Annotated in this window: 18 protein-coding genes; 6 read left to right on the top strand and 12 right to left on the bottom strand. The window is 61.3% G+C overall.

The window, feature by feature from the left end; genetic code table 11:
• Nucleotides 1–2: 2 nt before the first annotated feature.
• The gene (locus tag IE087_RS15260; RefSeq protein ID WP_189370225.1) at nucleotides 3–1058 is read right to left on the bottom strand and encodes an NAD(P)/FAD-dependent oxidoreductase; all 1056 of its coding nucleotides are present in this window, start codon (nucleotides 1056–1058) and stop codon (nucleotides 3–5) included.
• Nucleotides 1055–1981, bottom strand: a complete 927-nt coding sequence (locus IE087_RS15265) for an aldo/keto reductase (RefSeq protein ID WP_189370226.1) — start codon at nucleotides 1979–1981, stop codon at nucleotides 1055–1057. The genes IE087_RS15260 and IE087_RS15265 overlap by 4 nt, the downstream gene beginning before the upstream one ends.
• Nucleotides 1982–2198: 217 nt before the next feature.
• On the opposite strand from IE087_RS15265, the gene IE087_RS15270 reads away from it, so the two are divergent.
• The 4 genes from IE087_RS15270 to IE087_RS15285 all read left to right on the top strand — a co-directional run bounded on the left by IE087_RS15270 (nucleotide 2199) and on the right by IE087_RS15285 (nucleotide 4912).
• On the top strand, nucleotides 2199–2861 hold the full coding sequence (locus tag IE087_RS15270; RefSeq protein ID WP_189370227.1) for a DUF2461 domain-containing protein: 663 nt from the start codon (nucleotides 2199–2201) through the stop codon (nucleotides 2859–2861).
• 71 nt (nucleotides 2862–2932) lie between these two features.
• Nucleotides 2933–3808 carry a polyphosphate kinase 2 gene (ppk2, locus tag IE087_RS15275; protein ID WP_229801403.1) on the top strand — a complete coding sequence of 292 codons (876 nt, stop codon included), beginning with the start codon at nucleotides 2933–2935 and terminating at the stop codon, nucleotides 3806–3808.
• A 16-nt stretch (nucleotides 3809–3824) separates the two neighbouring features.
• Nucleotides 3825–4064 (top strand): HP1242/YdcH family protein, encoded by a 240-nt coding sequence (locus IE087_RS15280; protein WP_189370228.1) that lies wholly within the window; start codon nucleotides 3825–3827, stop codon nucleotides 4062–4064.
• 128 nt (nucleotides 4065–4192) lie between these two features.
• Nucleotides 4193–4912 (top strand): lysozyme family protein, encoded by a 720-nt coding sequence (locus tag IE087_RS15285; protein WP_189370229.1) that lies wholly within the window; start codon nucleotides 4193–4195, stop codon nucleotides 4910–4912.
• A gap of 157 nt (nucleotides 4913–5069) precedes the next feature.
• On the opposite strand, the gene IE087_RS15290 is transcribed toward IE087_RS15285, so the two are convergent.
• The 10 genes from IE087_RS15290 to IE087_RS15335 form a co-directional block, all read right to left on the bottom strand.
• On the bottom strand, nucleotides 5070–6152 hold the full coding sequence (locus tag IE087_RS15290; protein ID WP_189370230.1) for a BMP family ABC transporter substrate-binding protein: 1083 nt from the start codon (nucleotides 6150–6152) through the stop codon (nucleotides 5070–5072).
• Between the two features lie 26 nt (nucleotides 6153–6178).
• Nucleotides 6179–7099 carry an ABC transporter permease gene (locus IE087_RS15295; RefSeq protein ID WP_189370231.1) on the bottom strand — a complete coding sequence of 307 codons (921 nt, stop codon included), beginning with the start codon at nucleotides 7097–7099 and terminating at the stop codon, nucleotides 6179–6181.
• A 1-nt stretch (nucleotide 7100) separates the two neighbouring features.
• Entirely contained in the window at nucleotides 7101–7367 is a 267-nt protein-coding gene (locus tag IE087_RS15300) for a hypothetical protein (protein WP_189370232.1), read from the bottom strand.
• On the bottom strand, nucleotides 7367–8449 hold the full coding sequence (locus tag IE087_RS15305; RefSeq protein WP_189370233.1) for an ABC transporter permease: 1083 nt from the start codon (nucleotides 8447–8449) through the stop codon (nucleotides 7367–7369). The genes IE087_RS15300 and IE087_RS15305 overlap by 1 nt, the downstream gene beginning before the upstream one ends.
• A gap of 53 nt (nucleotides 8450–8502) precedes the next feature.
• Nucleotides 8503–10017 (bottom strand): ABC transporter ATP-binding protein, encoded by a 1515-nt coding sequence (locus tag IE087_RS15310; RefSeq protein WP_189370234.1) that lies wholly within the window; start codon nucleotides 10015–10017, stop codon nucleotides 8503–8505.
• Complete coding sequence (gene xdhC / locus IE087_RS15315; RefSeq protein WP_189370235.1) at nucleotides 10014–10937, bottom strand: xanthine dehydrogenase accessory protein XdhC; 924 nt, start codon at nucleotides 10935–10937, stop codon at nucleotides 10014–10016. Before xdhC ends, IE087_RS15310 begins: the two co-directional genes overlap by 4 nt.
• Nucleotides 10930–13284, bottom strand: coding sequence for a xanthine dehydrogenase molybdopterin binding subunit (xdhB, locus tag IE087_RS15320; RefSeq protein WP_189370236.1), 2355 nt, complete (start codon nucleotides 13282–13284; stop codon nucleotides 10930–10932). The genes xdhC and xdhB overlap by 8 nt, the downstream gene beginning before the upstream one ends.
• A complete protein-coding gene (gene xdhA, locus IE087_RS15325; protein ID WP_189370237.1) occupies nucleotides 13281–14666 on the bottom strand; it encodes a xanthine dehydrogenase small subunit in 1386 nt (461 codons plus the stop codon). Before xdhA ends, xdhB begins: the two co-directional genes overlap by 4 nt.
• A 131-nt stretch (nucleotides 14667–14797) precedes the next feature.
• Nucleotides 14798–15256, bottom strand: a complete 459-nt coding sequence (locus IE087_RS15330) for an SRPBCC domain-containing protein (protein ID WP_189370238.1) — start codon at nucleotides 15254–15256, stop codon at nucleotides 14798–14800.
• Nucleotides 15253–15582, bottom strand: a complete 330-nt coding sequence (locus IE087_RS15335; RefSeq protein WP_189370239.1) for an ArsR/SmtB family transcription factor — start codon at nucleotides 15580–15582, stop codon at nucleotides 15253–15255. Before IE087_RS15335 ends, IE087_RS15330 begins: the two co-directional genes overlap by 4 nt.
• A 122-nt stretch (nucleotides 15583–15704) precedes the next feature.
• On the opposite strand from IE087_RS15335, the gene dnaE reads away from it, so the two are divergent.
• Together dnaE and IE087_RS15345 are read left to right on the top strand one after the other, a co-directional pair.
• Entirely contained in the window at nucleotides 15705–19205 is a 3501-nt protein-coding gene (gene dnaE / locus IE087_RS15340; protein ID WP_189370240.1) for a DNA polymerase III subunit alpha, read from the top strand.
• A gap of 92 nt (nucleotides 19206–19297) precedes the next feature.
• On the top strand, nucleotides 19298–20323 hold the full coding sequence (locus IE087_RS15345; protein ID WP_189370241.1) for a hypothetical protein: 1026 nt from the start codon (nucleotides 19298–19300) through the stop codon (nucleotides 20321–20323).
• Nucleotides 20324–20460: the final 137 nt, after the last annotated feature.

Consider the following 20460-nt stretch of genomic DNA (forward strand, 5'->3'; position numbering starts at 1 on the left):
GCTTAGAACCGGGCTGGCGACAAGGATTTGATGGTGTCCGCGTCAATGTGCGGAGGACGGCCCAAAACCAGATCAGCCAGAAGCTGGCTGGCCGCTGGGGCCGTCTGAAACCCATAGCCACCCTGACCCGCACACCAGATGAAATCATGGATATGGGGGTCACGGCCCATTACCAACGTGCGGTCCGGCGCAAAGCTGCGCAGACCGGCCCACGATGTTTCAACCCGAGTCACAGGTTCGGTCACATGCTGGCTGTAACGATCCAAGCCCTCGGCCAGCACCATGTCGTCGGCCCAGGCATCTTGTGGTTCAACAAGGTCTTCGTCCGCCGGAGAGACCAACAACTTGCCCGCATCCGGCTTGGCATACCACGTCTCGCCCACGCCAAAAAAAATGGGCCATTCGTTCACGTCATGTCCAGCGGGCGCAGGCAAGCGTGCCATGGAACGACGGAGGGGCATGATACCAATGGGGGCTACCCCGGCCATAGTGGCAATCTGGTCGGCCCAGGCGCCTGCAGCATTGACCAGAATGTCCGCTGTGAACGCGTTTTCCCCGCAATGAACGAACCACTGCTTGCCCCGTGTGATCGAGGTCACCGGGGCACCCGTCAGAACCTGCCCACCATTTGCCCGCACCGTTTTTGCAAAGTCCTGAATCATGCGGTCCGTGTCGATGTCAAAGGCATCGGCATGGTAGGCGGCGCGGGTGATCGCTCCGTTCAGGATCGGGATGTGACCTCGCGCATCGTCGACCGATATCTCGGGGCATTTCAGGGTTTCGGCGTCGGCTTCAAACTGTTCATCCTCTCCGGCGCGGCCAAGCAAGAGGAAACCGCGTGGGCTGAGATAGGGCTGCTGATAGGCGGCACTTGCCTTGTTCAAGGCGACCACGGATGGCGCGCCATAGTTCTCTTCAAACAGCGCCGCAGACCGGCCCGAGGCGTGGTAGCCAAGCGCGCTTTCACCTTCGATCAGCGTAACACGCGCCCCGTCCGACAGCCGTGCCGCCGCCGACACCCCGGCGATGCCACCGCCAATGACAATGATGTCGGTCACGCTTCCTCGATCCGGTCCGTGGCCGGCGGTGGCGTGACGCTGAACCCGGTGATCTGGTCATATAGATCAGCGGTCATGTCGAACTCCAATGCGGCAAGCGACGGGGCCAACTGTTCTGCTGAGCGGGCCGAGATGATGGGCCGTGGCCGGGCCGGATGTGCCATCGCCCAGGCCACGGCCAGCGTCGCCGGGCTTGTGCCCAGATCAGCGGCCACGGCTGACAGCTTGGCAGCCGCCTCGCGCATCCAATCCACATTGTAGCGTGCGGCATAGCGGTCATCTTCGGTCAGGCGCCCGGTGCCACCGTCCACGTATTTGCCGGTCAACAGCCCACCACCAAGCGGGGAATAGGGTGCGATTTCAATGCCCTGATCCACGGCCATCGGGAAAATCTCGACCTCTGATTGCCGTTTCACAAGGCTGTGCATGGGCTGGATGATGTCGATCTGTACTTCGAATTGTGCGGCCACCGCCTGTGCTTTCATCACCTGCCATGCGGCGAAGTTGGACACGCCGATATGGCGGATCTTGCCTTGGGTCTTGAGCGTGGCCAGCGCATCGAATGTCTCTTGCAGCGGCGTGTCATCGTCAAAGCGGTGCAGGTACAGAATATCGACCATGTCCATCTGTAACCGCTGCTGGGACGTGGCAAAGCCGGTCAGGATATTGTCGCGTCCAGAGCCACCTTCATAGGCCGCCTTGGTCGCGATGATCAGATCGTCGCGGTCGCTCTGGGCCATTTCACCCAAAAGCGTCTCGGAGGCACCTCCCGTGTAAACAAAGGCGGTGTCAAAATGAGTGATGCCGACGGCGCGGGCGGCGTCGAACATGGCCCGGCTCTGGTCTGCATCAGCCTTGCCGCCGAACTGCATTGTACCGAAAGTCAGGGGTGAAAGCGGGGTGCCGGAGAGAGAGGTAATCATGCGCCAAGTCGTGCCATGCAGGACACCACGGGTGCAACGGCTAACATGCGTTCAGGCCCGCCTCTCGCCATTGCGCCTTGCCCTTTGCACAGGAAGGACGCGCCGACATTTGGCAAAGTGCAACAGCTTCCCGTTGCCGCAATCTGGCAGCAGCATGCGGTGGACTGGCCCGCACGTTGCGATAGGTTCAGAAAGGAACGACATGAAGGGGGCGGACATGGCCGACGGGTTTGAGCAGATGGTTGACGAGGCGCTGAGCTTCTTTGCCAAGCTGGAGAAGAACAACACCAAGGACTGGTTCGAACCGCATAAGGCTCACTACAAGGACGCGATCGCTGGCCCCGCGGGTTTCTTTTCGGACCTGATGGCCGAGGATATTGCCCGCATCACCGGCAAGCCACACAGCCCCAAGGTTTTTCGCATTTACCGCGATGTGCGCTTTTCCAAGGATAAGACGCCGCTGAACACACATCTGCACATCATGTGGTCCCCCGCCGACAAGGATCCGTTGGCGCCGTCGTGGTTCTGGGGGCTGTCATCGGAGTACTTCATCCTCGGGATGGGTGTGATGGGTTTGCAGGGGGCGCATTTGACTCGCTACCGCGCCTTTGTCGACAGTTGGGGAGACAGCTTGCAGGACGCGCTGGATACAGCGGCTGACACCGGTGCCGAAATCAGCGATTGGGGGCCAGAGCCGCTGAAACGTGTGCCCAAACCCTATGACCAGGACCATCCCCATGGCGATCTGCTGAAGCGCAAGGCACTCGCCATATCCGGCCCGCTCCCCGCCGATTGGCGCGAAACGGGGCTGGTCAAGGCCACGACATCGCGGATCAACACCCTGATGCCCGTCTGGAAGGTCTTCGATTCGCATCTGTAAATGACGCATATCAATGACAATGCAGGTCTTGGGGTTTCTACGTCTTCCCGAATAGCACTAGGAGAAGACATTTGGCACAACCTGTTGAAACCATTGATCGCAAGCCCTCTGAAGCACAGGCCTTTGACCAGACGCAATACCCCTACGCCGACAAGATGACGCGCACCGAATACGAGGCGGAAAAGGCCGCCTTGCAGGTCGAACTGTTGAAGGTCCAGTTGTGGGTGCAGGAAACGGGTCAAAAGTTCGTGCTTCTGTTTGAAGGGCGCGACGCGGCAGGCAAGGGCGGCACCATCAAACGGTTCACCGAGCATCTGAACCCCCGTGCGGCCCGGGTGGTGGCTCTGAACAAACCCACCGACCAGGAACGCGGGCAGTGGTTTTTTCAACGCTACATCAAGCATCTGCCCACAAGTGGTGAGATCGTGCTGTATGACCGATCTTGGTACAACCGGGCCGGAGTCGAACGGGTGATGTCGTTTTGTGCGGCCAATGAATACCTTGAGTTCATGCGGCAAACGCCCGAGTTCGAGCGGATGCTGTCACGGTCAGGCATTCAGCTGTTCAAATACTGGTTCTCCGTCACGCAGGATGAACAGCGCCGTCGCTTCAAGGCGCGTGAGACAGACCCTCTCAAGCAGTGGAAACTGTCACCAATCGACCGGGCCAGCCTGGACAAGTGGGATGACTACACCGAAGCGAAAGAGGCGATGTTCTTCTACACGGACACCGCCGATGCCCCTTGGACTGTTGTGAAATCCAACGACAAGAAGCGCGCACGCATCAACTGCATGAAGCATTTTTTGTCCAAGCTGGACTATCCGGACAAGGACTTTGCGGTGGCCACCTTGCCTGACCCATTGATCGTGCAGCAGGCGGATGCGTCGGTGAATGGGTCCGAGCATATTCTGGCAGCATCGCTACATCCGCATTCCCGCAAAAGCTGATACCCCGGAGAACCACATGTCAAACACGCCTCATGATCTTGCACAGGATTTTCCGGAACATGCGGATCGCATTTCAAAGCTGCGGCAGACCGATGCACATTTTGCCCGTTTGATGGATGAATACCATGACGTGAACCGTGCGGTGCACCGCGCCGAGACGGATGTCGAACCCGTGTCCGATGCCCATATGCAGGATATGCGCAAGCAGCGTATGGTGCTGAAGGATCAGCTCTACGCGACACTGACGGCTGCCTGATTTGGGACGTTGGCGCGATAGATCGCATTTGAACTAAACTCGGTTCAAAACACATGACGGCGGCAACCCCATGTTTAGGGATGCCGCGCCAAAACCCCCGCACGCGATGATTTCAGAATGGGATTGCGATGCGGCGGATTTGGAGCGTTTTGGCGTGCGTTGGATTGGTGGGGCAGGGTGCCTATGCTTGGGCCGAGGTGTTGCCAATGGTCAGTCGGGCCAGCCTGATGACCAAGGCGGCCCCGCTGATCAGTGCAGAGCCAATGATCCGGCATTCCGGCCCCAGCCTGTTTGCCGGGCGGTCCATCACCGGCATGTTTGCACCGCCTGATCCCAACGAACTCGATAACTTGCGGAACTACCCGGTCGAGGGCCGGGTGGCGCGGTTGCGCAACCTGATCGCGCAGGCCGAGGCAGGCAAAAAAGGCTATGACGCCGTGCAATACGGGGCGCGGGTCAAGCCTGGTGCCGCGCCGACCCAGCTGACGATCCAGCAGATCTATGACTGGATCAAGGCCACGCCGGGCCAGCCCCACGCCATTGGGCGCTATCAGTTCATTCCGCCGACCCTGCGGCGGCTTGTGCGGCAAGCGGGGATTGATCCCAAACGTCAGTTCACACCCGCCGTGCAAGACCGGCTTGCAGACATCCTGCTGGCTGATGCGGGACTTGCGCCCTTCCTTGCCGGAGAGATGCCGCGCCAGACCTTCATGAACAACCTCGCCAAGATCTGGGCGGGTTTGCCCAATGACACCGGAAAATCCCACTATCACGGATATGCGGGCAACAAGGCGACGATGAGCTGGGCGCATTTCGATGCGCAGATGGCCCGCATCTTTGCGCAATAAGAGGGTGCTGGTGGTCCATTTGACCTGCTGGGCGGAGGACACCTCCGCCTTACAGATGAATGCATTGAACCGGGGCGTGTAGCCAACAAAAAGCCCCCTGCGTGGTATGCCGGGGGCAAATGTTGCTTGGCGGGGGACACCCCCGCCTTACGATGCCTTATTGCGGGATATCGCCTTCGATGCCTTCGACATAGAAGTTCATGCCTGCCAACGTGCCATCATCGGCGGTTTCACCTTCGGCCAGGAAAGGTGAGCCGTCCTGCTTGTTCAGCGGGCCCGTGAAGGCATGGTATGATCCATCGGCCAACGCAGCCTTCATGGCCAGGGCTTCTTCCTTGACGTCGGCCGGAACGGCGTCCGAAATATCGCCAATGCCAACCATGCCGGCGCCGATGCCATCCCATGTGTCTTTCGACTCCCACGTGCCGTCCATCACGGCGCGGGTCCGCGCGATGTAGTAGGGGGCCCAGTCATCGATGATCGATGAGACGCGGGGGAAGGGCGCGTATTGGCCCATGTCTGACGCTTGTCCAAAGGTCACAACACCACCTGCTTCCTGAGCAGCCGCTTGCGGAGCGGTGGAGTCGGTGTGTTGCAGCACCACGTCCGCACCTTGATCGATCAGGGTCTTTGCAGCGTCTGCTTCTTTCGCAGGGTCAAACCACGTGTAGACCCAGATGATCTTGAACTCGACATCCGGGTTCACCTTCTTGGCGTGAATATAGGCCGAATTGATGCCGCGGATCACCTCGGGGATCGGGAAGGACCCGATGTAACCGATGGTGTTGGTCTTGGTCATCTTGCCTGCGATGTGACCCTGAATAGCGCGCCCTTCGTAGAAACGGGCCGAATAGGTGGACACGTTCGGATGCAGGCGCTTGTAGCCGGTTGCGTGCTCGAATTTCACATCCGGGAACTTGGCCGCGACGTTGTTCGTCGGATCCATGTAACCAAAGGAGGTGGTAAAGATCAGGTCCGCCCCATCCAGCGCCATCTGCGTCATCACGCGCTCGCTGTCCGGGCCTTCGGCGACGTTTTCCACGAACACGGTCTCAACCGCATCGCCGAACTCTTCCTCGACCGCCAGACGGCCCTGATCATGTTCATAGGTCCAGCCGCCATCGCCGACAGGGCCGACATAGACAAAGCCGACCTTCGTCTTCTCATGGCCATCGGCGTATGCGCCGCCTGCCAGACCAAGCGCCAAGGCGGCACTTGCCATCAAAGTGGTGAATTTCATTCGGTCTCCCCCGAGTTGTTGGCCTCTTATCCTGAGGCGTGGAATGTGCGCCCCAGTGAGCCGGGGGCGCGTGCTTTGTCTGCGCTCAGAATCACCAGAACGATGATCGTCACGATGTAGGGGGACATTGCCAAATACTCGACCGGAATGGCAACGCCCGCGCCCTGCAAGTTCAACTGGAGCTGAGTGATTCCGCCAAAAAGATAAGCACCCAGCAGCACGCGCCATGGCTTCCAACTGGCAAACACAACCAGGGCGAGGGCAATCCACCCCACACCGGCGGTCATACCCTCGGTCCACTGCGGTACGCGGATGAGGGAAATGTACGCTCCGCCCAACCCCGCACAGGCCCCACCAAAGAGGATAGCAAGGGTGCGGATACGTTTGACCTTGTACCCCAATGCATGTGCTGCGTCGTGGTTTTCGCCCACAGCGCGCAGGACCAATCCCATCCGGGTGAATTTCAGCACTGCCCAGGTGCCCGCCACGATCCCAAGGCCCAGATAGACCATCAGGTCATGGCCAAAGATGATTGGTCCGATGACAGGAATGTCTGCAGGTGGCCCCAGCGGCGTTGCCTCGGCCCGCGGCGGCTTGATCCCGACATAGGACTGCCCCATGAGCGACGACAGCCCCAATCCGAACAGCGTCAGCGCAAGGCCCGAAGCCACTTGGTTGGCCAGCGCGACCTGCGTGAGAAAGGCAAAGAGCAGCGAAAGCACCGCGCCCCCGATGGCGGCCGCGACAAAGCCCACCGTGGGCGAGCCTGTGTTCACAGCAATGATGAAACCACAGACGGCGCCCGTGATCATCATCCCCTCAACACCCAGATTCAGAACACCCGCGCGTTCGACGACCAACTCGCCAATCGCGGCGAGCAAGATGGGCGTTGCCGCTGCGATCATGGCGGCGATCAGGAGGATTGGGTTGATGGCGGATAGGTCCATATCAGTTCACACCTGCGTAGAAAAGAATTGCAAAGCTCGCCACCAGCACGCTTAGCAAAAACAAGACGAACAAACGGCACATCCGGCGCGCGGCAGTGACCGACGCAGAAATGCCGACGAATACGAGCAAAGAAACCAATGGCAGCACGATGGTCCAGTTGAGTGCGGGCCACAATAAAGCGTCCGAAGAACCAGATATCCAAAGTGCCGAAGGGAGCAGAAACAGGCCTGCGGCAATAGAGATTGTATCTTCGATTGCCTTTCCCACTATGCCACCTCCGCCGCACCAAACCGCACGCGGTAGTTCGTGAGCAGGTCCAAAGCCAACAGGAAAAACAACAGCATCCCCTGGAACACCTGAATGGCCGCTGCAGGCAAGCCCAGCTGCGACTGCGCAATGTCGCCGCCGATATAGGTCAGCGCCATCAGTAATCCTGCCGCCACGATCCCCAGCGGGTTCAACCGCCCAAGGAACGCCACGATGATCGCCGTAAATCCATAGCCGACATTGAAATCAATGCTGATCTGACCCGATGGTCCGGCGACTTCGAACATCCCGGCAAGCCCGGCCAGCAGGCCAGAAACACCCAGGCAAAACAGAACCAGCCGCCCCGGATTGACCCCGCCAAACTTGGCCGCCCGCGGTGCCTCTCCTGTCACCCGAATGGCAAATCCCAACCGGTGCCGCGTCAGCAAAACATAGGCAAAGATCACCGCGATCAGCGCAGCAACCACGCCCCAATGCATCCCGGTCCCCGCAATGATCTCGGCATTATGTGCCGATGGATACTGCTGCAAGTTCCGAGACCCCGGAAAGCCAAACCCCTCGGGGTTCTTCAACAATCCCAAGGACATAGAGGCCAAGAGCTGCTCAGCCACATAGACCAGCATCAGCGACACCAAAATCTCGTTGGTGCCAAACTTTACCTTCAAAACAGCAGGGATCATCGCCCAGGCCCAACCGCCCAAGGCCCCGGCCAGCACCATCAGGGGAAAGATCAGCACACTTTCAGCAGGATAAAACGCCAACCCGGCCCCAGCCCCGCAAATGGCCCCGACAATGTATTGCCCCTCGGCCCCGATGTTCCAGATGCCCGCCCGGAACCCCAGCGCCAGCCCAATCGCAATCAGCACCAGTGGTGCGCCCTTGATCAGCAACTGCGGCCGGTAAAAGAACGCAAACTCGCCAAAGATCGGCTCCCAGAAAATCGTCGCAATGGCCTGCAAGGGGGCCTTGCCCAAGGCGGCAAACAGCACCCCGCCAAAAATCATGGTCAGCACCACGGCCAGCACAGGCGTGGCATAGGCCATCACAGCGGATGGCTGCGGACGTGCCTCGATCCGGATCATGTGTTTATCCCCAGCTTCACCTTGCCCAATAAACTCCCCCCGGAAGGCCGATCTCACACATGCGCAACCTCCATCGCGTGGGCACCACCCAGCATCAAGCCGATCTGCTCAACATCCAGTCCAGAGGTGGCACGCGGTTCGCTCAAACGCCCCTCGTTCAAGGCCGCAAACCGGTCGGAAATCTCCATCAACTCATCCAGGTCCTGCGAAATCGCGACAACAGCCGACCCGTCTGCGGCCAAATCCAGCAACGCCTGTCGGATCGCAGCGGCGGCAGCGGCATCCACGCCCCATGTCGGCTGGTTCACCACCAACACCTCGGGGCGCTGCAACACCTCGCGACCAATCACGAATTTCTGCAGGTTCCCACCCGACAATGACCGCGCCGCATTCTCCGGTCCCGGTGTGCGGACGTCGAAACCTGAAATGATGCGCTCAGCAAAGTCACGCGTTTTGGCCCAGTTCAGCATCCCGCGCCGCACCAGCCCTTCGCGCGCGGCCCCGGTGAGCATCGCGTTCTCGGTCAGGGACATGTTGGGGGCCGCCGCATGGCCCAGCCGTTCCTCGGGTGCCGCAAGCACGCCAAGGCCGCGCCGGGCCTCCGGTCCGTTCTTCGCCAGATCGCGGCCCTTGAACTGCACCATCCCGACACCACAGGGCAATTCCCCCGACAGAACAGCCAGCAATTCGTCCTGACCGTTGCCCGCGACGCCACCAATGCCCAGTACCTCACCCGCGCGCACGTCAAAGGAAATGTCGCGCAACGACATACCAAAGGCAGAGGGCGACGCAGCCGACAGACCCGTCACCGACAACAACACCTCGCCTGCGTCATGCGCAGCGGCTTTGGGCGTCGCCAGTGTGCTGCCCACCATCATCTCGGCCATCTCGCGGGCCGAGGTGTCGCGCGGCACGCAGGTTCCTACCACCTTGCCGCCGCGCAGGATCGTGGCGGCGTCACACAGGGCGCGGATTTCCTCCAGCTTGTGCGAGATATACAGGATCGCCGTGCCCTCGACGCTCAGCTTGCGCAGGGTTTCAAACAGGATGTCGACCTCCTGCGGGGTCAGGACGGATGTGGGTTCGTCCATGATCAACAGCTTGGGGTCCTGCAAAAGACAACGAATGATCTCGACCCGCTGCCGTTCGCCTGCCGAAAGATCACCCACCACTTTGTCCGGTGACAATGGCAAGCCATAGGTCTCGGACACCTCGCGGATACGGGCGGCGAGCGTTCTCATCGGTGGCGGTGTCTCCATGCCAAGGGCGATATTCTCGGCCACGCTCAACGCATCGAACAGCGAAAAATGCTGGAACACCATGCCCACGCCTGCGGCCCGTGCAGCCCGCGGATCAGCGGGGGCAAAGTCGCCCCCATTCATCTGCATCTGCCCCGCATCGGGCTTGACCAGCCCATAGATCATCTTGACCAGCGTCGACTTGCCCGCCCCGTTCTCCCCCAGCAAAGCGTGGATTTCTCCGGGTGCGATGGACAGCGACACGTCATTATTTGCCACCACGCCGGGATAGGCCTTGGTCAAGCCGTTCAGGGACAAAAGGGGTGTCACGCACGCGTCTCCAGTCGTTGCGGTATGGTTTGCGTGGACTGTGCTAGCCGATAGGCGACCCCCACCGCAATCAAATGCGGGTCTTTCCCCAAAGAAGGATTACCAATCGGGCAGGTGATGCGCGCAATTTCATCCGTGCTGTGGCCCAAAACGGCCAGCCTTTTGCGGAAGCGCGCCCACTTGGTCGCCGACCCGATCAGCCCGCAAGAGGAAAAGCCGCGTTTCAGCATCGCGTGGCACAGGCCCAGATCAATGTCATGCGCATAGGTCAGGATCAGGTGATGCGCGCTGCGGGGCGCATGGGCGGCAAGGGCGGGAAGATCCGTGGCAGGCACGGTTGTAACGCCATCGGGCACGGTCTTGGGAAACCGCTCGGCCCCGGTGTCGGCCCATGTCAGTGAGTAGCCCGGCATATGTTGCAGGATATCGACCAGCGCGCGGCCCACATGGCCCGCGCCCCAGATCCAGATGTCCTGATCCGGCGTGCGCACCGGCTCGATCATCCATCCGTCCTTCAATTGCGCAGCGGGCAACTGCCCTTGGTTCCGCGCGGCCTTCAAGATGCGCTTGACCGACAGTGGCATAGGCTCGGACCCACGTGCCACCACGTCTTCGGGCAGGACACGCGCACGTTCCAAGTCATAGACTTCGCTCAGCACCTCGACTGCCCCACCGCAGCACTGGCCCAGATCGGGCCCCAAAGCATGGCGACTGCGTGTATCCTTGGTCAGTGTGCGAGCGGCAGTGGCCAGCTCAAACTCAAGAACCCCGCCGCCAATCGTGCCGGATTGTCTGGTCTCCCAGACCAGCATGGCCGCGCCGACCTCGCGGGGGGCCGACCCTTGCACAGACGCAACAACAACCCGCACAACCCGGCCATGCGCCTCGCAGGCCGCGATCAACCCGGCCCGGTCAAACATCGCCACGCGCCGTCTGCACGGCTTTCAAAACCGTTTCCGCCGTGGCCGGGGCCTGCAAGTCCGGGTAGTTTGGACCACAAGCTGCCGCCGCATCGCTCAGCGCCAGAAAGGCCGAGATGCCCAGCATCAGGGGCGGTTCCCCCACCGCTTTGGACTTGTAGATCGTGTCGGCCCGGTTCTCCCCCTCCCAAAGCGCCACATTGAACACATCAGGCCGGTCCGAGCAGGCCGGAATCTTGTAGGTTGACGGCGCATGGGTGCGCAGACGCCCCTGATCATCCCAGACCAACTCCTCGGTCGTCAGCCAGCCCGCACCCTGCACGTAGCCTCCCTCGACCTGCCCGATATCCAAGGCGGGGTTCAGGGATGCGCCCGCATCATGCAGGATGTCAGCCCGCAGAATGCGGTTCTCCCCTGTCAGCGTGTCGATCACCACCTCGGTCACCGCTGCGCCGTAGGCAAAGTAGAAGAACGGGCGGCCATGCCCCTTGATCCGATCCCACTTGATCTCGGGCGTCTTGTAGTACCCGGTGGAGGACAGGCTGATGCGCGCTTCGTAGGTCAGCGCCGCCACCTCGGCAAAGCTGTAATCATCCGACCCGGCCCGCACCCGGCCATCCTCGAAAACCACCTCGTCCGGGCGACACTGATGCAATTGCGCCAGATGCTCCGCCATCCGATCTCGAATGGTGTCGCACGCCGCCTTGACCGCCATGCCGTTCAGATCACTGCCCGAAGACGCAGCAGTGGCGGATGTATTCGGCACCTTGGCCGTGTCCGTCGCCGTGATCTTGACCACGTCCAAAGGCACACCAAAACGGCTCGCGGCCACTTGGGCCACCTTCTGAAACAGGCCCTGGCCCATCTCGGTCCCACCATGGTTCAGATGAATGGACCCATCGGCATAGACATGCACCAAAGCTCCTGCCTGGTTCAAATGGGTGAGGGTGAAGCTGATCCCGAACTTCACGGGCGTCAGCGCAATCCCCTTCTTCAGCACCGGATTGGCCGCATTCCACTGCTCCACCGCCGCACGCCGCACATCATAATCCGACGTCTCGCGCAATTGCGCCACCAACGCATCGCCAATGAAGTCGTCAACCTCCTGCCCATAGGGCGTCGTCTGTTTTTTCTGACCAGAAATACCGCCGCCGGGCTCCGCCCGTTCATCGCTGAAATCCTCCCCCGGAGGATTTCCGGGACACAATGAACCATAAAAGTTGGCCACCCGCACCGCCAGCGGATCAAGCCCCAGATGACCCGCCACATGATCCACAATCCGCTCCATCCCTAGCATCCCCTGCGGCCCGCCAAAGCCGCGAAAGGCCGTGGCGCTCTGGGTGTTGGTGCGCAACCGATGGCTCTCGATCCGCACATGCGGCAACCAATAGGCATTGTCGGCATGCAGCATCGCCCGGTCGGCCACGGGCAGGGACAGGTCCATGGCCCAACCGCAGCGCACGTATTGGCGCACATCAAGGGCGTTGATCCGGCCCGCATCATCAAATCCGACATCATAAATGATACGGAAATCATGGCGCTTGCCGGTGATCATCATGTCGTCATCGCGGTCATAGCGCATCTTGCAGGGGCTGCCGGTGGCGCGGGAGGCGATGGCACAGGCCACGGCCAGCGCATTGCCCTGGCTCTCCTTGCCACCAAACCCGCCGCCCATACGGCGCGTTTCCACCCGAACGGCATGCATGGGCCGCCCAATGACATCGGCCACCTTGTGCTGGATCTCGGTCGGGTGCTGGGTCGAGGAAATGACATGCATGTCCCCATCCTCACCCGGCAGGGCGAGTGCCGCTTGCCCTTCGAGGTAGAAGTGCTCCTGCCCGCCAATCTCGAATGACCCCGTAAGGCGGTGCTGTGCCCCGCCCAACTCGGTTGTCGCATCGCCTCTCGCATAGATGCGCGGGCCATCCTCGAACCGGGTGTCCGCGGCAAGGGCCTCGTCAATGGTCAGAACCGGCGTGGCCTCGTCAATCTCGACCTTGCCCAGACGTGCCGCGTGACGGGCTGCCAGATGCGAGCGGGCCACCACCAGAAACAGCGGCTGCCCGAGATAGTGCACAGTGCCATCCGACAACAAGGGTTCATCATGGGCCGAGGGGGACACGTCATTGGCAAAAGGCAGGTCATCCGCCACGAGGACGGCAACCACATCCGGTGCGGCCTTAACGGCCTTCAGGTCCATCGTTGTGATCCGGCCATGGGCAACGTCACTTACGCCAAAGGCCAGGTGCAATGTCCCCGCAGGCGTTGGCGTGTCATCCACATATCGGGCAGCGCCGGTCACATGCAGATGGGCGGCATCATGGGGCAGAGGCTTCGCGACGGTCATAACGTCACCTCCAGCACATTGGTGGCTTGCCCCTGATCCTCCAACCAAGCGCGCAGCAGCATGTTCTGTGCCGTCTGCATCCGGTATTCGGCCGAGGCGCGCATGTCGCTGAGTGGTCGGAAGTCGCGGGTCATGGCCTGCATGGCGCGGGCCACGACCGCATCGGTCCACGGCTGTCCACGTAGTGCGGTCTCGGCATGTGCGGCCCGCTTGGGCGTGCCCGCCATGCCGCCAAAGGCAAGGCGCACTTCGGCAACAACATCATCCACAACTTCGATCCAGAAACATCCGCACACGGCCGAAATATCCTGATCGAAGCGTTTCGACAGCTTGTAACAGCGCAGGGCGTCGTTCTGTCTGGGGATCGTGATCGCCTCGGCAAACTCGTTCTCGGCCCGGTCTTGTTTGCCGTAGTCGATAAAAAACTCCTCGATGGGCAGTGCCCGAACGCCGTTCACTGATCGCAAGTGCAGAGTTGCACCCAAGGCAATCAGCGCGGGCGACCCATCCCCGATGGGTGAGCCATTGGCGACATTGCCGCCGATGGTCGCCGCATTGCGCACCTGGACAGAGCCATAGCGGCGGATCAATTCGGCAAAGGCCGGGTGGTGCGGGGCAATAGCCTCGTGCAGCTCGGTCAGGGTTGTGGCCGCGCCGATGTGGATATCGTCGTCGCTGATGGTCACGCCCGACAGCTCTGGGATGCGGTTGAGGAAGGCAACCGGCCCAAGGTCCCTGAACTGCTTGGTCACCCACAGGCCCACATCGGTGGCTCCGGCCACGAGTGTGCCGCCGGGGTTTTGATCCATCCACGTGGCGAGGGCGTTCAGCGTCGTTGGGGGCTCTGCCCCCGGCTCCGTTGGAGCCTCCCCCGAGGTATTTTGAGCCAGAAGAAGAGGGGTGTCTTTCACATGATCCGGGACCGGCGCTGTTTCAGCAGCTTTGGCTGCGCGGATGATGGGCGCATAGCCGGTGCAACGGCAGAGGTTGCCTGCAAGCGCCGTGTCGTGGTCCGTTTCTCCGTTCAGGTGTGCGGTGGCCATCGTTGTAATGAAACCCGGCGTGCAGAAGCCGCATTGTGACCCGTGGTACTCGACCATCGCCTGCTGGACGGGGTGAAGCGTGCCGTCCGGTGCCGCGATCCCTTCAACCGTCCGCACCGCTTTGCCCTCAAGCTGTGGCATGAACAGGATGCAAGCGTTCAGGGCCCGCGCCCCATCCGCATCCGTGACCATCACCGAACAGGCCCCGCAGTCGCCTTCGTTGCAGCCTTCCTTGGTGCCTGTCAGTCCGGGGTGGTCCCGTAGCCAGTCCAGCAGCGTTGTCGTGGGTGTCGTGTCGGCCGTGATCTCGCTTCCATTCAGAAGAAAGGTCGTACGCATATTGTCTTGTGCCTGCCGCGTTACCAACGCCCGTGTTTTGGCCTTTGGTCGATGCGGCGTAGACCAGAAGGCGGGCTGTCGGACGTCAGGTTAGGGCAGGCGGGCAGGGCTTGGCAAGCTGTGCGCCCGTTTCAGGCCGCCATCTTCGCCGCCAGTGCCTCGAGATTGGCCAGCCCGGCTTCCCAGCCTGCCTTGAACTCACCATCCGCATCTTGTCCGGCAAAGGAGGACACGGCGACAGAGACATGCAAACGGGTGCCATCGCCCTCTGCCGAGATCCGGTAGGTGACAAGCGTGGTCGCAATGGCGGCACCTCCCATGTTCACTGTCTCTGTAAAAGCGGCATCGTGCGGTCCTTCGATCCTGTACCAGCGGGTGTCGACCGTGAATTCCGGAGTGTCGGCGGGGCCAGCATGGTGCGTTTCAAGCCCACCAACCCGGAAGTCCGACGTTTGCAAGTTCATGACCATCCCCTCACCCGGTGCGTTCCATGTGCCGCGCATCTCGGCATCTGTCAGGACATGCCACAGGCGGTCCGGTGTCAGGGGAAATGTGCGGGTCAGTTCAAAATGTCCGGTGTCGGTGGTCATGTCCGGGTCCTTTCCAGTTGGTCTGCCAAGCGGGTAAGCCGGTCCATCCGGCCCTCCCACATCGTCTTGTGCGCCTCGAACCAGTCCGCCCCGGCGCGCAGGGCATCGGGCCGCATCTCGACCGTGCGGACGCGCCCTTTTTTCGCACTTGTGACCAACCCACTGTCTTCCAGCACCTTGAGATGCCGCAGGAAGGTCGGCAGCGCCATATCGTGTCCGTCATGCAGGGCGCTGACCGCGGCGGGGCCGTGGATCAGCTGTTCCACCACCGCGCGGCGGGTCGGGTCGGCAAGCGCACTGAAGAAGCTGTCGAGTTGGTTAGTCATGTGGCTAAGTATTTCTGCTAGGCGATTCGAGTCAAGACACTTAGCTGAATGGCTATCTATTGATCTGTGGATAACATCTTGTGGGGCTTTCCCAGCGGCGCGCCACGACATATCGTAGGTTCATGACTGACGCCCGCCGATTCATCCACCTCCGCACCCATTCCGAATACTCCCTGCTTGAAGGGGCCATGCGCCTGAAAAAGCTGCCCGGACTGGTGCGTGACGCAGGTATGCCCGCCATCGCACTGACCGACACGAACAACATGTTCGCGGCGCTCGAATTCTCGGTGGGCATGGCGGGGGCGGGGGTGCAGCCGATTATCGGGTGCCAAGTCGACCTGCAATACATGACGCCGCGCCCCGGCGAACGCCCGCGTGACCCCGCACCGCTGGTGCTGCTGGCCCAGACCGAGGCTGGCTATGAACACCTGATGAAGCTGAACTCGTGCCTTTATCTGCGCGACGGGTCAGAATTGCCTCATGTCACGGTCGATGAACTGGCACGCCATGCGGCCGATGTGATTTGTTTGACCGGCGGTCCCGACGGCCCCGTCGGGATGCTGCTCCAAACCGGACAGACGCCCGCCGCGCAGGCGCTGATGGACCGGCTCAAAGAGATCTTTGGCGACCGTCTTTATGTCGAGTTGCAGCGCCACCCGGGCGAGGGCGGACAGCCCGAAGCCGAACGCCTGACCGAACGGCCACTCATTGAAATGGCCTATGCCATGGACCTGCCGCTGGTCGCGACGAACGACGTCTATTTCCCCAAACCGGACATGTATGAAAGCCACGACGCGCTGATCTGCATTGCCGAAGGGGCCTATGTCGACCAACAGGAACCACGCCGCCGCCTGACGGCCCAACACTATTTCAAAAGCCAGGCTGAAATGGTGACGCTCTTTGCGGACCTGCCCGAGGCCATTGAAAACACGGTTGAAATTGCACAGCGTTGCGCCTTCATGGCCTATCGCCGTGATCCGATCCTGCCAAAGTTTGCGGATGACGAAGTGGAGGAACTGCGTCGTCAAGCCAATGAGGGCCTGCAAGAGCGGCTCAAGGTCATCCCGCATGCCACCAGCGAGGAAGAATACCAGAAACGCCTCGATTTCGAACTCGACATCATCGAAGGCATGGGCTTTCCCGGCTACTTCCTGATCGTTGCCGACTTCATCAAATGGGCCAAGGATCAGAACATCCCGGTTGGCCCTGGCCGGGGGTCCGGTGCGGGCAGCCTTGTGGCCTACGCGCTCACGGTCACCGACCTCGACCCCCTCCGCTACGCGCTCCTCTTCGAACGGTTCCTGAACCCCGAACGGGTCTCCATGCCCGACTTCGACATCGACTTCTGCATGGACCGGCGCGAGGAAGTGATCCGCTACGTGCAGGAGAAATACGGCCGCGACAAGGTGGGTCAGATCATCACCTTCGGTGCGCTTCTGTCCAAGGCCGCTGTGCGCGACATCGGGCGCGTGCTGCAAATGCCCTACGGCCAGGTGGACCGGCTGTCCAAGCTGATCCCGGTCGAAGGGGTCAAGCCCGTCAGCATCGAAAAGGCGCTCAAGGACGAACCGCGCCTGCGCGAAGAGGCGCGGAACGAAGAGGTCGTAGACCGGCTGCTGACCTACGGCCAGCAGGTCGAGGGTCTGCTCAGAAACGCATCCACCCACGCCGCCGGTGTGGTGATCGGGGACCGACCGCTTGACGCGCTGGTGCCGCTCTACCAGGACCCGCGGTCCGATATGCCCGCAACCCAGTTCAACATGAAATGGGTCGAACAGGCGGGTCTGGTCAAATTCGATTTCCTCGGCCTGAAAACCCTGACGGTGATCCAGAACGCGGTGGAACAAATTCTCGGCTCGGGCCGCAAGCTGCATATCGCCGCCGATGGTACCGAACTCTATGTGCCCGCGGAAGGGATGGAGAATGACATCGGCGGTATCCCTTTGGATGATGAGCCGTCCTACAAGCTCTACGCTGCGGGCAAGACAGTCGCTGTGTTCCAGGTGGAAAGCTCGGGCATGATCGACGCGCTCAAGCGGATGAAGCCCGACTGTATCGAGGATATCATCGCCCTCGTGGCCCTCTACCGCCCCGGCCCGATGGAGAACATCCCGAAGTTCTGTGAGGTCAAGAACGGGCTGTCAGAACGCGACACCCTGCACCCGTCGATTGACCACATTCTGGACGAAACCCAAGGCATCATCGTCTACCAGGAACAGGTGATGCAGATCGCGCAGGAAATGGCGGGCTACAGCCTCGGCGGCGCCGACCTTCTCCGCCGCGCCATGGGTAAGAAAATCCAGGAAGCGATGGACGCCGAGCGCCCCAAATTCCTCGCCGGGTCCAAGGAAAACGGCGTGGACGAGGACAAGGCGCTGGAAGTTTGGCACTTGCTCGACAAGTTCGCCAACTACGGCTTCAACAAGTCCCACGCAGCCGCCTATGCGGTGGTCAGCTACCAGACGGCATGGCTCAAAGCGAACCACCCGGTCGAATTCATGGCCGGTGTGATGAACTGCGATATTCACCTGACCGACAAGCTAGCCGTTTACTTCGAAGAGGTCCGCAAGGGCCTCGACCTGCCCTGGGTGCCGCCTTGCGTGAACCGCTCGGATGCGACGTTCAAGGTGGTCGACGGCGCGCTGGTCTACGCGCTGGGCGCGCTGAAAAACGTGGGCGTTGAGGCAATGCGGCTGGTGCAAGAGGCGCGAGAGAACAAACCCTTCGTCAACCTCTTCGACTTCGCTCGTCGCGTGGATTTGAAGAAGGTCGGCAAACGCCCCCTCGAAATGCTGGCCCGTGCAGGCGCCTTCGACCAACTCGACCCCAACCGCCGCCGCGTCTTCGATGCGCTGGATGCACTCAGCGCCTATTCGGCAGCGGTGCACGACCAGAAAAACTCCAACCAGGTCTCACTCTTTGGCGAAGCAGGCGACGATCTGCCCGAACCGCGCCTGATGCCGGTGGACGACTGGCTGCCCTCGGAACGGCTTGGCGAAGAACACAAGGCGGTGGGCTTCTACCTCTCCGGCCACCCGCTGGACGACTACATGGGCCCGCTGAAACGCAAGGGCATCCTCACGCTGGACGAGGTCACGGCAAAGGCCGAAAGCCAACCGCTGGTGGCCAAGCTGGCGGGGGTCGTGTCGGGCCTGCAAATCCGCAAATCCGCCCGCGGCAACCGCTTTGCCTTCTGTCAGATGTCCGACACGACTGGCGCGTTCGAGGTCACGCTGTTCTCTGAAAGCCTTGAGAAGGCGCAGGACCACCTCGAAACCAGCGCAAAAGTGATCGTCACGGTCGAGGCGACGATGGAATCCGACCAGCTCAAATTGCTGGGCCGATCGGTCGCAGCCATTGACACCGTCGTGGCCGATGTGGGCGGCATGGGGCTGCGCATCTTCGTCGAAGCACCAAACGCGCTTGCCTCGGTCGCAACCGTGCTCGAAGGGGCGGTGACAGCAGCCAAGGGCGCAGGGCGCGGTCCCATCACCGTCTGCCTCATGGATGACAGCCTGCCGGGCGAGGTCGAGATGGACCTGGGCACGGAATTCCCGGTCACGCCGCAGATCAAGGGGGCGATCAAATCGCTGTCGGGCGTGCTGGACGTGCAAGAGATGTAGGCGACGCTCCGCCCGCATCGCTGGACCTGAAGCGCTCTTATCGTTAATGACGTATCCGGGACGCTTAAAATCTGTGGGAGGAGACGCAAGTGATGCGACTGGCGACGGCATGCCTCATGCTGCTTGCGATTGCCGCCTGTGGCGATCCCTTGCGCGGTATTGAACGGGTGTCCGAAGGGGCGACGCTGCCGGCAGAACCGGGCAACAGCGCGCTGCCCTCCGCAGAAGAGCTTGCCCGCGAAGGCCCTGTTCTGGCCGATCTTCTGAATGACGCAAACGCCGAGGTGCCTGCGGACGACGCACAAATAGACCCCGCACCCTTGGGTGCCGAGGCGCCGGACATTGCAGCCATCATCCCGCCGCAAGCAGACACGGCACCCGTGGAGCAGAGCCAACAAGCGCCACGCGCCTCCGGCGGCCTTCTGGGCTGGCTGAGGATTGCAAGACAGGCTGATACACCTCTGAATGCAAACGCAGTACAGGCGTCTGCCACCCCGCAAAACGTGGAAGCCGCACTTCCTGCCAAAGCCGAAGATATCCCGGCAGCACAAATCCCGGCTCTGGTCGAGCCAGAAAAACGGCGCGGGCTGTTCGGCCGGCCTCGCAGGTCAACCGCCCGCGATGCGAGTGTCATCGACGTCGGCCCCGGCATGACGGTCCCCTTTGGGCAGATCGCCCGGGTCTGCAATGCTCACCCTGCCAAAACGGCCCAAATGGTGGACAAGGCCGCGCGCAAAGGGCGCGGGTACACGCTCTATGATACGGCCCCGGATAGCACTGCCCCGAGAACCTTCTATGTCACCGGGTTTTCCGACAACTGCCCGCGCCAGTTCACAGCGGCCCTTGCGCTGTTTGGCGATCCGGCGTTCCACGAACAACTGCGCTATGGCCTGCCGGCCGAAGAATACCCCTATTCCACAACTGACAAGGCATACGAGCAGCTCAAACGCCGTGTGTGCAATGTGGGCCGCAACAAGCCTTGCGGGGATCGGATCAGCCGATTGTCACGCAACACGACTTTCATCAGCGCCTACGAGAATTTCACCGACAACGGGCGCTGGGCGGACATGTTGCTGCACGACGGGGCCGTTCTGGCCACCGCTCTTAAAACACCCTGACAGCGGCGCATCTGGCCACCCGACCCTTCGGGGAGGATTTTTTTGAACAAAGAATATGGACCGGCCGTACGTTAGGTCTAGCGCCCGCGCTGCGCAATGCCGCAAAAAAAGGACGGGGTCCAGCCCTTGACCCGCGT

It is taken from the genome of Tateyamaria omphalii (genome assembly GCF_014651375.1).
Lineage (GTDB): Bacteria > Pseudomonadota > Alphaproteobacteria > Rhodobacterales > Rhodobacteraceae > Tateyamaria > Tateyamaria omphalii.

Coding starts and splice junctions, on each gene's coding strand:
- dnaE (WP_189370240.1), top strand. CDS start 15,705: ATGACTGACGCCCGCCGATTCATCCACCTCCGCACCCATTCCGAATAC.
- IE087_RS15290 (WP_189370230.1), bottom strand. CDS start 6,152: ATGAAATTCACCACTTTGATGGCAAGTGCCGCCTTGGCGCTTGGTCTG.
- IE087_RS15285 (WP_189370229.1), top strand. CDS start 4,193: ATGCGGCGGATTTGGAGCGTTTTGGCGTGCGTTGGATTGGTGGGGCAG.
- IE087_RS15330 (WP_189370238.1), bottom strand. CDS start 15,256: ATGACCACCGACACCGGACATTTTGAACTGACCCGCACATTTCCCCTG.
- IE087_RS15295 (WP_189370231.1), bottom strand. CDS start 7,099: ATGGACCTATCCGCCATCAACCCAATCCTCCTGATCGCCGCCATGATC.
- xdhA (WP_189370237.1), bottom strand. CDS start 14,666: ATGCGTACGACCTTTCTTCTGAATGGAAGCGAGATCACGGCCGACACG.
- IE087_RS15335 (WP_189370239.1), bottom strand. CDS start 15,582: ATGACTAACCAACTCGACAGCTTCTTCAGTGCGCTTGCCGACCCGACC.
- xdhC (WP_189370235.1), bottom strand. CDS start 10,937: ATGTTTGACCGGGCCGGGTTGATCGCGGCCTGCGAGGCGCATGGCCGG.
- IE087_RS15280 (WP_189370228.1), top strand. CDS start 3,825: ATGTCAAACACGCCTCATGATCTTGCACAGGATTTTCCGGAACATGCG.
- IE087_RS15270 (WP_189370227.1), top strand. CDS start 2,199: ATGGCCGACGGGTTTGAGCAGATGGTTGACGAGGCGCTGAGCTTCTTT.
- xdhB (WP_189370236.1), bottom strand. CDS start 13,284: ATGACCGTCGCGAAGCCTCTGCCCCATGATGCCGCCCATCTGCATGTG.
- IE087_RS15305 (WP_189370233.1), bottom strand. CDS start 8,449: ATGATCCGGATCGAGGCACGTCCGCAGCCATCCGCTGTGATGGCCTAT.
- IE087_RS15345 (WP_189370241.1), top strand. CDS start 19,298: ATGCGACTGGCGACGGCATGCCTCATGCTGCTTGCGATTGCCGCCTGT.
- IE087_RS15265 (WP_189370226.1), bottom strand. CDS start 1,981: ATGATTACCTCTCTCTCCGGCACCCCGCTTTCACCCCTGACTTTCGGT.